Source organism: Mesorhizobium sp. M0598 (assembly GCF_040320865.1).
In the GTDB taxonomy this organism is placed as follows: Bacteria; Pseudomonadota; Alphaproteobacteria; order Rhizobiales; family Rhizobiaceae; genus Mesorhizobium.
The window spans coordinates 1-13,781 of the sequence record NZ_JAMYQL010000061.1; the positions used below are offsets into that span (position 1 = coordinate 1).

At 62.9% G+C, this 13,781-nt stretch carries 12 protein-coding genes and 1 pseudogene; 8 read left to right on the plus strand and 5 right to left on the minus strand.

The features are described 5' to 3' along the window. From NKI59_RS33560 to NKI59_RS33570, 3 genes and pseudogenes are all read left to right on the plus strand, one after another. A pseudogene (locus NKI59_RS33560) lies at positions 1-234 on the plus strand (hypothetical protein); the annotation flags it as partial. Beyond that, complete coding sequence (locus NKI59_RS33565; RefSeq protein WP_352708776.1) at positions 212-652, plus strand: hypothetical protein; 441 nt, start codon at positions 212-214, stop codon at positions 650-652. The pseudogene NKI59_RS33560 and the gene NKI59_RS33565, both read left to right, overlap by 23 nt. 86 nt (positions 653-738) lie before the next feature. Continuing rightward, positions 739-1,317: a methyltransferase gene (locus NKI59_RS33570; RefSeq protein WP_352594603.1), complete on the plus strand. Its 579-nt coding sequence runs from the start codon at positions 739-741 to the stop codon at positions 1,315-1,317. A 220-nt stretch (positions 1,318-1,537) separates the two neighbouring features. Here the strand turns inward: NKI59_RS33570 and NKI59_RS33575 are convergent, their stop codons facing one another. From NKI59_RS33575 to NKI59_RS33595, 5 genes are all read right to left on the minus strand, one after another. Continuing rightward, a complete protein-coding gene (locus tag NKI59_RS33575) occupies positions 1,538-2,125 on the minus strand; it encodes an alpha/beta hydrolase fold domain-containing protein (protein ID WP_352708777.1) in 588 nt (195 codons plus the stop codon). A 231-nt stretch (positions 2,126-2,356) separates the two neighbouring features. Then, positions 2,357-3,637, minus strand: a complete 1,281-nt coding sequence (gene otnK, locus NKI59_RS33580) for a 3-oxo-tetronate kinase (RefSeq protein ID WP_352594601.1) — start codon at positions 3,635-3,637, stop codon at positions 2,357-2,359. Then, positions 3,634-4,446 carry a 2-oxo-tetronate isomerase gene (gene otnI / locus NKI59_RS33585; protein ID WP_352708779.1) on the minus strand — a complete coding sequence of 271 codons (813 nt, stop codon included), beginning with the start codon at positions 4,444-4,446 and terminating at the stop codon, positions 3,634-3,636. The genes otnK and otnI overlap by 4 nt, the downstream gene beginning before the upstream one ends. A 16-nt stretch (positions 4,447-4,462) precedes the next feature. Then, positions 4,463-5,410 (minus strand): L-threonate dehydrogenase, encoded by a 948-nt coding sequence (gene ltnD, locus NKI59_RS33590; protein WP_352708791.1) that lies wholly within the window; start codon positions 5,408-5,410, stop codon positions 4,463-4,465. 29 nt (positions 5,411-5,439) lie between these two features. Further along, a complete protein-coding gene (locus NKI59_RS33595) occupies positions 5,440-6,753 on the minus strand; it encodes an MFS transporter (protein ID WP_352708781.1) in 1,314 nt (437 codons plus the stop codon). Between the two features lie 246 nt (positions 6,754-6,999). Here NKI59_RS33595 and NKI59_RS33600 point away from each other — a divergent pair, with 246 nt between their 5' ends. The 5 genes from NKI59_RS33600 to NKI59_RS33625 form a co-directional block, all read left to right on the plus strand. After that, positions 7,000-7,977: a LacI family DNA-binding transcriptional regulator gene (locus NKI59_RS33600; protein ID WP_352708783.1), complete on the plus strand. Its 978-nt coding sequence runs from the start codon at positions 7,000-7,002 to the stop codon at positions 7,975-7,977. Beyond that, a complete protein-coding gene (gene otnC, locus NKI59_RS33605; RefSeq protein WP_352708785.1) occupies positions 7,974-8,639 on the plus strand; it encodes a 3-oxo-tetronate 4-phosphate decarboxylase in 666 nt (221 codons plus the stop codon). The genes NKI59_RS33600 and otnC overlap by 4 nt, the downstream gene beginning before the upstream one ends. Positions 8,640-8,830: 191 nt before the next feature. Then, on the plus strand, positions 8,831-9,274 hold the full coding sequence (locus NKI59_RS33610) for a hypothetical protein (RefSeq protein ID WP_502897023.1): 444 nt from the start codon (positions 8,831-8,833) through the stop codon (positions 9,272-9,274). A 306-nt stretch (positions 9,275-9,580) separates the two neighbouring features. Continuing rightward, positions 9,581-11,857 carry a PAS domain S-box protein gene (locus NKI59_RS33615; RefSeq protein ID WP_352708787.1) on the plus strand — a complete coding sequence of 759 codons (2,277 nt, stop codon included), beginning with the start codon at positions 9,581-9,583 and terminating at the stop codon, positions 11,855-11,857. A gap of 1,424 nt (positions 11,858-13,281) precedes the next feature. Next, positions 13,282-13,781: LacI family DNA-binding transcriptional regulator (locus NKI59_RS33625; RefSeq protein ID WP_352708792.1), on the plus strand; the 500-nt coding region annotated here is incomplete at its 3' end.

The window sequence follows — 13,781 nt, forward strand, 5'->3', positions numbered from 1 at the left end:
ACGCAGTTTCTGCGGAGCAGTTACGCGGTTTTCTTCCAGATCCCCTTGCTGCCCGAAGCCGTTTTGGGTGCGCGCCGCTCGGCCTTGCTCGCACGAGCACTCAGGCCATCCAGCCGCGATGGTCGGGCAGTGATCCTCGCCCGGGCGGTTGACGACCCTGCGTTTTCCGATGAGGTGCTGGAACAGACGCGTGCCTGGATTTACGCAGGGCTTGATCAACAGTCAGCCAGCTAGTCACGGTTTCGACGTCGAATACCAACTGGGCACGTATATCGGTCTGGTCGACCATGCTACTTCAAACGCTCGTCGGTTCCGTGACAAACTTCTGATCGCCGGTCCTGGATCGTGGAAGGGATATGGTATGGTGGATTCTGATCGGATCGACAACCTGATCGCAGCGGTGCCCCCCGCCTTGGCGCTTCGCGCCGGGCTGGACCTCGGCATCTTCACCGGGCTCGGTGGCAGCGCGATGACTGCTGACAGCCTTGGGGCCGCGCCCTCTACGCGCTCGCCAGCATTGGTCTCCTCGAAGTCAAGGATGGTCAATTTCGCAACGGAGCCGAAGCGTCAGCCTTCCTCGACGCGTCCAAGCCGACATATCGCGCCGGCGATCATGCGCTCCTGCTCGAGCTCTGGCGAGCCGATCTACTGACCGCGGAGTCGCTGCGACAGAACCGGCCGGCTGCGCTGCACGACTTTTCCGAAGCGGGGCCCGAGGCCGCGGCGGCCTTCAGCCGCATGCTCGCACCGGGCGGGGTGATTTTCGGCCGACATCTGGCCCGGGCGATGGACCTCTCGGCGATCGGTTCGGTGATCGACATCGGCGGGGGCCGCGGGACCATTCTCGTCGGACTTCGCGAGCAGCGGCCGCAGATTGCGGCGACGCTGATGGAACTGCCAACGGTCGCAGCGGTCGCGCCAGATATCCTGTCAGAATACGGTGCCGACGACGTGGTTGTCGAAGAGGGGGACATAACTGTCGCGCCATCGATCGGTCGGCACGATCTGGCGATCCTGAAGGCCGTCGTCCAGGTCCTTCCGCCGGACCAGGCGCGCAGTTCGATCCTGAACGCGGCGCGTTGCCTAACACTCGGAGGCGAGATCGCAATTGCGGGGCCGGGCGTCGTCGATGACGACCGCCTTGGCCCGCCTGAGGGTGTCTTTCTGAATCTCACCTTCTTGAACCTCTACCGCCACGGTGAATCGTACACTGAAGGTCAATATCGCGCATGGATGACCGAGGCTGGATTCCGGGATATCTCCAGGTCGCGCCTGACGGACGGCTCCACGTTGTTTCGTGCGCGCCTCACGGGCTGATCGTGGCTGAACAGTTGGTTTTGGATCTCCGAGGCGCCCCGACCCTATCCGGGCAGCCCACAACCTCAGCGTCGAGAGCATTGCTTGTCCTGCGTCAACCCGGAGAGAGCCATATCTCGCGCGGTACGTCCCCGGGGCTGGTCGGCTTGTCGCGCCCTGTCGTGCGTTCCTTCAGCCGCGCGAGGTAGGCGCGGGCGGCTGACCTGTCGCGTGCGTCCGTTCAGCCGTCCTTGAGTGCTTCGTCCAGTGCCGTCGTCTGGGCGTTGACGAAGGCCCGGGAGATGGCGGCTTTCGCTTCGATGGAGTCGAAGTTGTGGTAGGCGCCGGGCACTACGTGCAGGGTGCTGGCGACGCCGGCCTGCTGCAGTCGCCGGGCGTAGGTGACGTCCTCGTCGTGGAACAGGTCGTTGGTGCCGACGCCGATCCATGCGGGCGGCAGGCCGGAGAGGTCGTCGTAGCGGGCCGGCGCGGCCAGCGGGGGCACGTTGCCGTCCGCGGTGGTGGGGCCGAGGTAGGAGCGCCAGCCGAACCGGTTGCTGGCCGGGCTCCAGAGGCGGAGCCGCCGCGGGTCGATGTCGGTGCGGGTGGTGGTCCGGTCATCCAGCATTGGGTAGGACAGCAGTTGCAGAAACGGATGGATCACGCCACGTTCCTTCGCCAGCAGCGCCAGCGCGGCGGCCAGACCGCCGCCGGCGCTGGCGGCACCGATGGCGATGCGTGCGGGGTCGATGTCGGGTAGCCCAGCTGCACCTGCGGCCCATGAGCAGGACGTCTGTGGACCGCATCTGGACGGCCGGCGATCGCGCATCTTTGATGCTTGGCGGCCGGCACATCCGCCCAGGCCGAGGCTGTCGCTCCCAACTTGCTTGCCGCTGAACTCTGTAGCACATTCAGACGGACCGTGTGCTTCGTCCGGAGGTGCCCCGCCGATCGTGAGGATGATCTGGACGTCAGCGGGCTGATCACCCACCGCGTCGGCATTCACTACAGGCTAGGGGGAGGTCCGACAAGCGGGACAGCCAATTGCGCGATTTGTCGCTTACGCAATGATGGCCAAGGCGTCCGCAAAGAAGCCTTCGCCACCGAAATTGCCTGATTTGAGGGCCAGCGCCATTTCGCCGTACTGAGTTCCCAATGTTCGCAACACGGGTACGCCCGCCGCGATTTCCGTGCCTAATTCGAACGCCGGAATCGCCAGGCGATCGACGACCGCGCCAGATGTCTCGCCACCGGCAACGACCAGCCTGCGGACTCCCAGCTCGACCAGCCCCCCTGCAATCATCGCGAGGGTGCGCTCGATAGTGTGGCCGGCCGCCTCCCGTCCATGGCGCTCCTGGAGCCTGGAAACCTCATCCGGGGGCGCGCTGCTGGAGATCAGAATAGGACCTTTGGTAAGGTGCTCCGTCGCCCAAGTGAGGGCACGTTCTACTGTCTCCGAAGGGTCGGTTACCAGCTTTTCCGGATCAAGCCTCAGTACAGGCATGGTCTGCTCGGCTTTGGCAATCTGCGCCAGCGTCGCCCGTGAGCAGCTGCCGGCAAGGCACGCTGCCGGACCTCCGATCGGTTGTTCACGAATGGTTACCCTTTGTTGGCGCCGTGCGGTGCCGGCGGCGATCAGGCCGCGAGCGAGGCCCAATCCCAGCCCGGACGCTCCGACCGACAGGCGCTGGGCTAACGCTGCCGTGCCGATTGCTTCGAGGTCCGTCTCGAAGACGGCGTCGGCAATAGCCGCTCCGGTCCCGCTGGTAGAAAGCAGCTCTAGTCTAGTGCGGATTGCATCCGCGCCCTGAGCAACTGTAGCGAGCTCGACAAGTCCAACTGCCGCGGTGCTCTGCCGAGCCAGCACGCGGACCAGATTGGCATCGCGCATGGGATTGAGAGGATGATCCCTGAGCGAGCTCTCATTCAGCGGAACCGCACCGACGAATAGATTGCCCTTGTAGACGGTGCGATCGGTTTCAGGAAAGGCCGGTGTTACAAGGACCGATGTTTCAAGGGCATCAGCGCGCAAGGCATCGAGAACCGGGCCGATATTGCCTGCATCGGTAGAATCGAAGGTCGAGCAGATCTTGTACATCACGTGCGCCGCGCCGCGGGTGCGGAGCCAATCTTGGGCAGCGCGGGCTCGTTCAACCGCATCAGATGCGCCAACCGAACGGATTTTCAGCGAGATGACGATAGCATCGACTTCGGGTAGCGGCAGGTCAGCCGATGGAATCCCGATGGTCTGAACCGTACGTAAGCCTTGTTTCGCCAGGGTGTTCGCCAAGTCTGACGCGCCGGTATAGTCGTCCGCTATGCAACCAAGGGCGAGGGTCATAGAAGAGATCCAACAGCTTTTGAGACCCGGTCCTGCTCCACGGCAAAGGAGGCGAACCAGCCGAGCCCGTCAAGCGTCTTGGCCTTGGGACGATATTCGCAGCCAACAAAACCGCCATAGCCCAGCCGGTCCAACTCCGCGAAGACGAATCGATCGTCAAGTTCTTCACAGGTGGGTTCGTGCCTAGAGGGCACGCTTGCGATCTGGATGTGGCCAATAATCGGCAACAGGCTCCGCAGAGCCATGGTGACATCCCCATGCAGGATCTGACGGTGGTAGATGTCGAACTGAAGCTTGAGATTGGGCAGCGCAAGGTCGTGGATCAGCGATTCCGCAAAGGCGAAATCGTTCAGAAAATAGCCCGGCATGTCGCGGCCATTGATCGGTTCGATCACCAGGTCCATGCCGCGATCCGCCAGTTTTTCGGCGGTCCAGGTCAACGCTTCTCGATAGGCATCGACGGCGCCCTTGTCCTCGCGCGAGCCGAGCCCGGACATCAGATGGAGGCGCTGTGCGGCGGTGGCTTCGGCGTAAGAGAGCGCGGTCTCCACGCCGGCCTTTAGCTCATCGAAGCGCTCGGGCAACGCGGCAAGGCCGCGTTCACCTGCGGCCCAATCGCCAGACGGGAGATTGAACAGGGCCTGGGTCAGACCGTTCCGCGCCAGGCGCTCGCCGATCGCTTCCGGCGTGTGCTCGTAAGGGAACAGGAACTCTACCGCGGTGAAGCCGGCGGCCGCGGCCGCTTCAAACCGGTCGAGGAATGGCCATTCGTTGAACATCATGGTCAGATTGGCGGCGAAGCGAGGCATGATCATGCGTTCCTGGTCAGGGTTGCGTTGTGCCGGGCAGATCGATGCCGGTGATGCGGGCGTAGACCCGGGCGACCGAGGCATCGTCGTCGCGTCCCATTCCGCCAGCCGACGTCATCAGGAACATCTGCAGCGCGGCGGCTGCAACCGGCACCGGGTATTTGGCGCTGCGGGCCATGTCCTGGATGATGCCGAGATCCTTGACGAAGATATCGACCGCGCTGCGCTGCGTGTAGTCTCCGTCGAGCACGTGCGGCATCCGGTTCTCGAACATCCAGGAGTTGCCGGCCGAGGCCGTAATCACCTCGTAGACCTTGCGGAGGTCTAGCCCCTGGCGGGCGGCAAACACGATGGCTTCGCTCGCTGCGGCGATATGTACGCCAGCGAGCAACTGATTAATCATCTTGAATGCGGCGCCGGTGCCCGGTTCGTCCCCCAGTTCATAGAGTTTGGCTGCCATGGCATCGAGCAACGGGCGCGCCTTTGCGAACGCGGCAGGGCTGCCGGACGCGAGAATGGTGAGGGCGCCTTCCGCGGCCTGGACCGAGCCGCCACTGATTGGCGCGTCGAGATAGAGCCGCCCCGTCTCTTCCAGGCGGGCCGCGAACTTGCGTGCGAGATCGGGGTCCATCGTGGCCGAGGAGACGAAGACCGCTCCTTCGGGCAGTGTCTCGCCAACGCCATGCTCACCAAAAAGGATGGCTTCGGTTTGTGCCGCGTTGACGACGACCGAAACCACGACATCCGCATCCTGAGCCGCCTGGGCGGGGGTCGAAGCACCCCGCCCGCCTTGGGCGACGAAACGCGTAACCGCAGCTTCATCGACGTCGAAGCCGGTCACCTCGAATGCTGCGCGCTGCAGCGACTGGGCCATCCCGAACCCCATCGAGCCGAGGCCGATCACGGCGACCCTGGTCGCTTTGGTCACCACGGGGTTTTCCCTTTGCACAGCCTGAACAGTCATCATGGAAACTCCATTTTCCGTCGGTGTCATCACTTGTTGACCAGCTTGGCGGGCGTCGTCAGCACCAGGATCGCGCCGGCCACGAGGATGGCGGCGAGCGCGTACATGGCGACGTGCGTCGTCCCGGTCAGGTCCTTGAGGTAGCCCACAAGGTAGGGACTGGCGAAGCCGGCCAGATTGCCTACCGAATTGATCAGCGCAATGCCCGCTGCGGCGCCGGTTCCCCCCAGAAAGGCTGTCGGCAAAGACCAGAAGAGCGGCGCGCAGGTGATTGCTCCAGCCGCTGCCAGCGACAGGAAGGCGATGGCGATCGTCGGGTTCGAGGACGTTGCGGCGACGATAAAGCCGACGGCTCCGAGCAGCGCCGGCACGACCAGGTGCCAGCGGCGCTCGCGGTGCCAGTCGGCGCTGCGACCGAACAGGTTCATGGTGACGACGGCACAGATGAATGGGATGGCGCTGATCAGCCCGATGTTGAGATTGCCGGTGACGCCGGTCGCCTTGACCAGGGTCGGCATCCAGAACGTCAGCCCGTATTGGCCCATCACGAAGCAGAAATAGATCAGGCACATCAGCCAGATGCGGCCGTCGCGGAATACCCCGGCGACCGAATGCGCTTCCTCCTTGCGGCGTTCCTCGCGCTCGATCTCTTCTTCGAGCACCCGCTTTTCCGCTTCGCTCAGCCACTTGGCGTCACGGATGCCATTGTCGAGGAAGAAGAAGACGGCGATGCCGAGCAGCACGGCGGGAACCGCCTCGATGAGGAACATCCACTGCCAGCCGGCAAGACCGCTATCGCCGTGGAACGAATCCATGATCCAGCCGGAAAGCGGGTTGCCGAAGATGCCGGATATCGGAATTGCGGACATGAAGACAGCGATGATCTTGGCGCGGCGGTGCGAAGGATACCAATAGGTCAGGAAAAGAATTATCCCCGGATAGAAGCCTGCCTCGGCAACGCCCAACAGGAAGCGCAGCAAATAGAACATCGGAGCCGATTCGACGAACATGAAGCCTGCCGAGATCAGACCCCAGGTGATCATGATGCGCGCGATCCACATGCGCGCACCAACCTTGTGCAGGATGATGTTGCTCGGCACCTCAAACAGAAAATAGCCGATGAAAAAGATGCCGGCGCCGAGGCCGTAGGCCGTTTCGCTGAAGCCGAGTTCGGCGGACATGTCGAGCTTGGCGAAGCCGACATTGACGCGGTCTAGATAGGCGACGACGTAACACAGCATCAGAAACGGCACGATTCGCCAGAAGACCTTGCTGTAGGCGATTCTTCGGGTCTCGATTCCTGCCACTGTTTCAGCTCGCAGCGTTGGGGTGAGCACTGTCATTTCATTCCTCCCTGATTGAGGGCGTTCGTCGCCAGTTTCGCGCCACTCATCCTCACTTTTGGCAGCGCTTGCATTGACGGATAACATGGATTGGCAGCGCTGCCAACAGAAAAGTGGCAGCGCTGCCAAAAGTTTGTTGAGTTGGCCACTGCGACGTGCCAAAATGGGGCCAGACAGCTCAGAGGCGGCGGTGGATAGGGGCTCGGAAATGGTCGACCAAATAGCCGAGGGATGGGAGCGGTGCCGATGATTACCCTCACCGACGTCGCGCGCGCAGCCGGCGTTGGCGAGAGCACCGCCTCGCGCGTGCTACGGGGGCATGGATCCTTCTCGGCAAAGACGCGCGAGAGCGTTCTCAATGCCGCCACAAGCCTCGGCTATGTGCCGAACCGCATTGCCGGAACGCTGGCTTCCACCGGTTCCAGGCTCGTAGGGATTGTCATCCCCTCGCTCAGCAACATCGTCTTTCCGGACATGCTGCGGGGGGCGAACACAGTCCTCGTCGGCGCCGGCTTTCAACCCGTCATCGCGGTAACCGACTATGAATTAGGACGTGAGGAGAGCCTCATCGAGTCGCTGCTGAGCTGGCGCCCCGCCGGCGTCATGGTAGCGGGCCTCGAACACACCGAGCGCGCGGGCGCAATGCTGCGCAACTCTGGTATCCGCGTCGCCGAACTGCTCGATACCGACGGCGAGGGTATCGACATCGTCGTCGGCTTTTCCAACCGCGAGGCGGGACGCGCCACCGCGGGCCATCTGGTTTCGCGCGGCTACCGGCAGATCGGCTATGTCGGCCACGACCTTAACCGCGACCTGCGCGCCGCCAAGCGCTTCGCAGGATTTCGCTCGGCACTTGTCGAGGCAGGCCTCGATCTCGCCGGAGAAGAAATCATTCCTGCCTCGTCTTCGATCCAAGCTGGGCGCGACGGGCTGGCGCGCCTCCTGGAGTGCAGCACGAATTTGGACGCTGTCTACTTTTCCAACGACGACATGGCGATCGGCGGCTATTTCCACTGCCTCACCCGCGGCATCACCATCCCCGACCGGCTGGCGATCTTCGGCTATAATGGTCTCGACGTGGCGCGCAGCGCCCCGCAGCCGCTGTCGACTATTCTCACGCCCCGCGTCGCCATAGGGGAGATGGGCGCGCGGCTGGTGTGCTCTGACGGACCACCGACGGTGGTCGATCTCGGGTTCGAACTGGTCGAGGGAGACACGACATGACCGACGTGAGGTTGAGGGAAGAGATCTGCCGGTTCGGGCGTTCGCTGTTCGAGCGCGGTCTGACGCCGGGATCGTCAGGCAATATCAGCCTGCGGCTGGATGACGGCGGCTGGCTGGTCACGCCCACCAATGCTTCGCTGGGATTTCTCGATCCCGCCCGCATTGCCCGCCTCGACGCACAGGGAAAACTTGTCTCGGGCGATGCTCCGACCAAGGAAATTCCCTTGCACACGGCTCTCTATGAGACGCGGGCAGGGGCCCGCGCCATAGTTCATTTGCATTCGACCCATGCAGTGGCCATCACCATGCTGCCCGAAATCGATCCCATGGCGGTATTGCCGCCGATGACGCCCTATTATCTGATGCGGGCCGGCCAGACGGCGCTGGTTCCCTACTTCCGCCCCGGAGACCCGGCTGTCGCGGATGCGATCAAGGGCCTTGCCGGACGCTACTCCTCAGTGCTGCTGGCAAACCACGGTCCCGTGGTCGCGGGCGTAACGCTCGAGGCGGCCGTATTCGCCACCGAAGAGCTGGAGGAGACTGCAAAACTCTATCTGCTGTTGCGCGGCCTAAACCCCCGCTACCTTTCGCCGGAGCAGGTCAGCGATCTCGTTCGGGTTTTTGGGCTGACTTTGCCGAGGCATGACGAGCATGGCCATTAAGCAAGCCGTCTTGTCGGATGCCGAGGATGGTTCGAGCGAGGTAGCGGGCCGAAAAATTCGCCCTCGAGTTCTGCATGGAGCACGACCTCAGATCATACATCTCATGGGGACAATTCTACTGCGGCCTGGCGCAAGTGCGCCATGGAGAACACCACAACGGACTCGACCTGATGCGAGCCGGGATGTCCGGCATGGACAAGATCAACTTTCGGATCCTTTGGACGGCTCATCTCGGCCACCTCGCCTGGGCGCTTGCGTCGGCGGGTAAAGTCGGGGAGGCGATGGACGTACTCTCGAAGGCATTCCGGGCCGTCGACCAGTACGGCGAGAAAGCGTACGAGGTGGAGCTTCACCGCCTCCGCGGCGACTTGCTCTGGCAAAGGGGCGCAGTCAAGGAAGCAGAGATCGAGTTCTGCAGAGCGGTTGAGATCGCGCGGGCTCAAAAGGCGAAGTCGTGGGAGCTCCGCGCCGCCACAAGCCTTGCACGGCTACACGCCGAGCGAGGAGATAAGGCTCAGGCCCTCGAAGTCCTCTCGCCGGTCCAATCTTGGTTTATCGAGGACTTCGACACAGCCGATCTACGGGCCGCCAGAACACTTCTCCACACTTTGGAGCTGGACGCTGGGGTTGGGTGAGCCAATTGCCGTGCGGTCGCAGCGCCAACTTTGGTCGCTCGGCTTGCCCTTGGCGAATGGCCCGTATGAGTCCGACTTCCGCTGTTCAGCCGCACAATGACTGGCAGCAAATGGCGCTCTGTGCTCGTTGCCGACGACCGATTCAAACGGCAAGGCTTGGCGCTCCTCGTCCTGCTGGTGCAAGCGCTTCCCCACCTCCGCACCGTACTGCGGTCGGATTCAGCATCTTGCCGGAACTCACGATAATCGACATTCTTGCCTGCCCGACGGCCAGCGTTCCGACGGGTCGTCACGGAGCGCCCGCCCTTGCAAGAAGACGACGCCGAAAACGCATTCCAAGAGGCGATCCTCGCTTCGGTGGTTCGCTCATCGCTCGACTGCGTGATCGTCACGGACGAAGCCGGATTGGTTGTGGAATTCAACCCAGCGGCCGAGGCGACCTTCGGCTATTCGCGCGCTGAAGCGGTCGGCAGACAGATCTCGGAGCTCATCGTCCCGCCGCATCTGCGCAAGGCGCACGCAAACGGGCTTGCGGCATATCTTGCGGGTGGCGCCCCGCGGTTGCTCGGGCGTCGAACAGAGCAGACTGCCATGCGAGCGAACGGCACCGAGTTTCCGGTGGAACTAACGATCACCGAAGCCCGGAGCGGCAAACGTCGTTTCTTCACGGCGAGCTTGCGCGACCTGTCGCAGCGCCACGCTGCCGACGCCGCTCTGCGTGCCAGCGAAGCCCGGTTGGCGGCGTTCATGAAGCATGCTCCCGTAGGCATGTACCTGAAGGATACCGACGGGCGCTATCTGATCGCCAATCCCGAAATGGGAAAGGTCTTCGGCCGGCCGGCCGAGAGCGCGATCGGATTAAGCGCGGCCGACATTTTCGGACCCCAGGAGGCCGCGATGATCGCGGAAAACGATCGCCGCGTCCTGGAATCGGGACAGGCGATTGCAATCGAGGAATTTCTAAACAACGCGGTCGACTATGCCTGGAGCCTTGTCGTCCGCTTTCCCGTTCTGGGGGCCGATCAGCAGCAGGCGCGCATCGGCGGCTTCGATATTGACATTTCCGAGCAGAAGCGCGCGGCCGAGCGCCTGCTGCGAAGCGAGCGGCGCTTCCGAGACCTCACTCACCATCATCCGGTTCCGGTCGTGTTCATAGACTCGCGAACGAGGCAGCTGATTAGCGCCAATCCCGCCTTCCGCGAGATCATGGGCATAGGCCCGGATGACGAGGACCGCTTCCGGCAGCACCGCTGGTTCGCCACACGGGAAGACTATCGGCGCCTCAAAGCCCTGTCACGTCAGCAGCCGCGCGCCGACGGCGTGGAGGCTCAACTTCGGCGTCTGGACGGCTCCGCGTTTCCCGTGTCGCTGAGTTGGCGCCACATCGAGATGGACGACCGACCGGTGATCGTCGGCAGCATTCTTGATCTCACCGCAACCAAGGCGGCTGAAGCCGAACTGGCGCGGTCGCGCGAGGCATTGGCGCAGAGCGAGCGGCTCAACGCACTTGGTTCGCTGCTTGCCGGCGTCTCGCACGAACTCAACAACCCCCTGGCGGTCGTCGTCGCGCAGGCCCAGTTGCTGGAAGAATTTGTAGCCGGAACCGCCCACGCACAGCGGGCCGGCAAGATCAGGCTCGCCGCCGAGCGCTGCGCGCGCATCGTGAAGACCTTCCTGGCAATGGCGCGACAACGCCAGCCGGAGCGCCGCAGTATCGACGTCAACGATCTGATCCGCGCGGTTCTGGATATCGCCGGCTACGGTTTGCGCACGGCAGGCATCGAGGTGCAATGCCGGCTCGCCGAGGGCCTGCCGCCTCTGGAACTTGACCCTGACCAGATGCATCAGGTGTTCTACAACCTGATCGTCAACGCGCAACACGCCCTGCAGGAGATACCGGGACCGCGGCGGATCGAGATCGAAACGGCGCTTGAAGGCAATGACCTCCAGATCGTGATCGCCGACAATGGCCCCGGTGTGCCCGCCGAGATCCGGAATCGCATTTTCGATCCGTTTTTTACCACCAAGGCTCAGGGTGCGGGCACCGGGATCGGGCTCGCTTTCTCGCTCGGCGTGGTGCAGTCGCACAATGGACGGCTGGCCCTGCTTGACCGTGCGGACGGCGCGCATTTCCGATTGCTTTTGCCGGTGGAGGCCTGCACTTCGTCAGATTCAGTCGAAGGTGTTGCGGCGCACTCGGTCGCGGGCATCGGTTGCACCGCCCTTGTGGTCGATGACGAGCGGGAGGTTGGAGAAACGATGGCAGAACTACTACAGGCTGAAGGTTTTGCCGTCAGGATCGTCGAGGACGGCGCCGGCGCCAAGGCAGCGCTGATGAGTGCTGTTTTCGATGTGATCTTTTGCGATCTGCGGATGCCGAACATCGACGGCCCCGCCTTGTTCGACTGGGCCTGTCAGGCAAGCCCGGGCATAGCGGAGCGATTCGTTTTCGTTACCGGCGACACGCTCGGCGGCGCTGCGGCGCGCTTCCTTGAACGGGCCGGTCGACCAGTTGTCGAGAAGCCGTTTTCGCGCGATTCCATCCGCCGGGCACTAAGCTCGTTGGCAGACGTTCCGCGCTAGCCAACGACCCTCTTTGCGCGCTGGCGCCTTCGGACAACACCGCAGCTTCAGCGAACACGCATCGCAGTCCAGCTTGCTCGCGCAATACCGCATAAAGCCTTCATCATCGACACTGCGTTGGCGCATGGGCTCTGATTATACCGCGATGGAGCGTCCTACGTCTCAATCGGGTCGACTCAAGCCCTAGCGCGAAGGTCAGGTTTGGAGAAGCGCCGGGAATGGCAGCTCCTGGCGCTTCGGGTCCTTATCGGCTGCCGGAGAGCCAATCGCTCTCGAGTGCAGGCACTCCAGTGGAGTCCAGACGTTGCATTGGACCCTCGACCTCTACAAAAGCACACTAAGCTTCCGGTCGGGCTACGACGGCATTCCGAAGCGATCGCTTCGGCGAGAAGTCGTCGTTCTCAATCGGGCGACGGGGGATACATCGGCGAAGACGGCATAAGGGAGGATGCGCCAGACCGAGCCGACGGAAAGGTCGTAGCCAAGGCGTTGGAGCGGATAGCGCCTGGCCGGGAGGCCGCCGCCAGTCAGACTTACGCGGCGCGTCGTTGAGCGAGGTGGAGACCCGAACGGGCTCGACGAGGGTCCACGGCGGTCACAATGTTGTGGTGGTGATCGCAGTAGACGCGATCCGGCGAAGTTGGCCCAGCACAAAAACGATAACCGCCGGGTACAGAAGGGTCTTCGCTCACCGGGAAGCGGCACTGATAGAGGCCTAGCTGAATGAGGGGGACGTCTCGCGAAGTTAGTCTGATATTTTCAGGCATCATGATGGTTTCCTAGTTCACAGGGAATTGCCGGCTGACGGCCGCAGTGCGACCCGTCAGGGGCGAGCTTCTCTCGTTTGGGAGGCTATGGATCACCATATGGTGTTGGCAGCACCGTCAATGAAGCCCGACGCCCTGCTTCTGAAGCCAATAGTTTGCGACTTAAGGCCACACCTATAAACGCATTGGCGATCTACCATCGTGTCCCCGAGGACCCGCCCGCCGCGGTTTGTTCGGCGGGGGTGGGCCTCCTTTGAGACGCGCTCTGCCGACCCCGTCGTTCACAGTCCGGACCACCTCATGCCGGGCCGCTCTAGCCGCCAAAACCCAAATCACTCTAAAACGACCGAGTTCCGACCCCTTTAATAGATATGGGCATGATGGCTGGCTATCTCCGCGAGCGGCCTTGGACTGACGGTGTGCTTCGATGATTGTCGCGCCCCGCAGAGTGGCCGGGCTTCAATTTTCTCGTTCCCGGAATGCACGGGTAACCCAGAAGCCGACATTCTCAAAGCTTAGGAGCAACCGACAGCCGGACCGGTGCATTCGATGACGTAGATCCCTGGGATGGGCCCTTTGAGGAGTCGGCAAATCATCGGTCTTGGAAAACCGGACTCGGCTGGCTAGGCTTCGGCTTCGTGACTGGGAGGTGACCAGATTCCAAAGCCCACCTTTCTTGACATCGCCCGCCGCGCCGGGGTTGGCACGGCGACGGTTGAGCGCGTGCTGAACGGCAGGGGTGGCGTCACGCCTGCCACTGTCGAGAAGGTCGTCGCCGCCGCTCGCTCGCTCGACTATCCTCGCCGCTTGCCGGAAGCTCATCACGGGGTGATCAGGATCGAGGTCATCCTGGTGCGTCCGGACGCCACCTTCTTTGCCCGACTGTCTCGCGCTTTCGAGCGCATCGCCGCGACGCTCGATCGTTCCATCGCCGTCCACCGCACCTTTCTCGACGAGGCGGACCCGGCGGCGATCGCCAGGCGCATCCTTGATCCGGACATGCGCCGCGCCGGCCTGATCCTCGCAGTTCCCGACCACCCGCTGGTTGGCGCCGCCTTGAGGAAACTCGAGGCCGAAAACATCCCGACCGTGCAGATTGTCACTGAGATTTCCGGCACCAGCGGGGCCTATGTCGGTATCGACAATTATGCCGCCGG

Excerpts from the sequence above, each read along its gene's own strand:
- NKI59_RS33610 (WP_502897023.1), top strand. The coding sequence starts at position 8,831 with ATGGACAAGATCAACTTTCGGATCCTTTGGACGGCTCATCTCGGCCAC.
- otnI (WP_352708779.1), bottom strand. The coding sequence starts at position 4,446 with ATGCCTCGCTTCGCCGCCAATCTGACCATGATGTTCAACGAATGGCCA.
- NKI59_RS33575 (WP_352708777.1), bottom strand. The coding sequence starts at position 2,125 with ATGCGCGATCGCCGGCCGTCCAGATGCGGTCCACAGACGTCCTGCTCA.
- otnK (WP_352594601.1), bottom strand. The coding sequence starts at position 3,637 with ATGACCCTCGCCCTTGGTTGCATAGCGGACGACTATACCGGCGCGTCA.
- ltnD (WP_352708791.1), bottom strand. The coding sequence starts at position 5,410 with ATGACTGTTCAGGCTGTGCAAAGGGAAAACCCCGTGGTGACCAAAGCG.
- NKI59_RS33570 (WP_352594603.1), top strand. The coding sequence starts at position 739 with ATGCTCGCACCGGGCGGGGTGATTTTCGGCCGACATCTGGCCCGGGCG.
- NKI59_RS33600 (WP_352708783.1), top strand. The coding sequence starts at position 7,000 with ATGATTACCCTCACCGACGTCGCGCGCGCAGCCGGCGTTGGCGAGAGC.
- otnC (WP_352708785.1), top strand. The coding sequence starts at position 7,974 with ATGACCGACGTGAGGTTGAGGGAAGAGATCTGCCGGTTCGGGCGTTCG.
- NKI59_RS33595 (WP_352708781.1), bottom strand. The coding sequence starts at position 6,753 with ATGACAGTGCTCACCCCAACGCTGCGAGCTGAAACAGTGGCAGGAATC.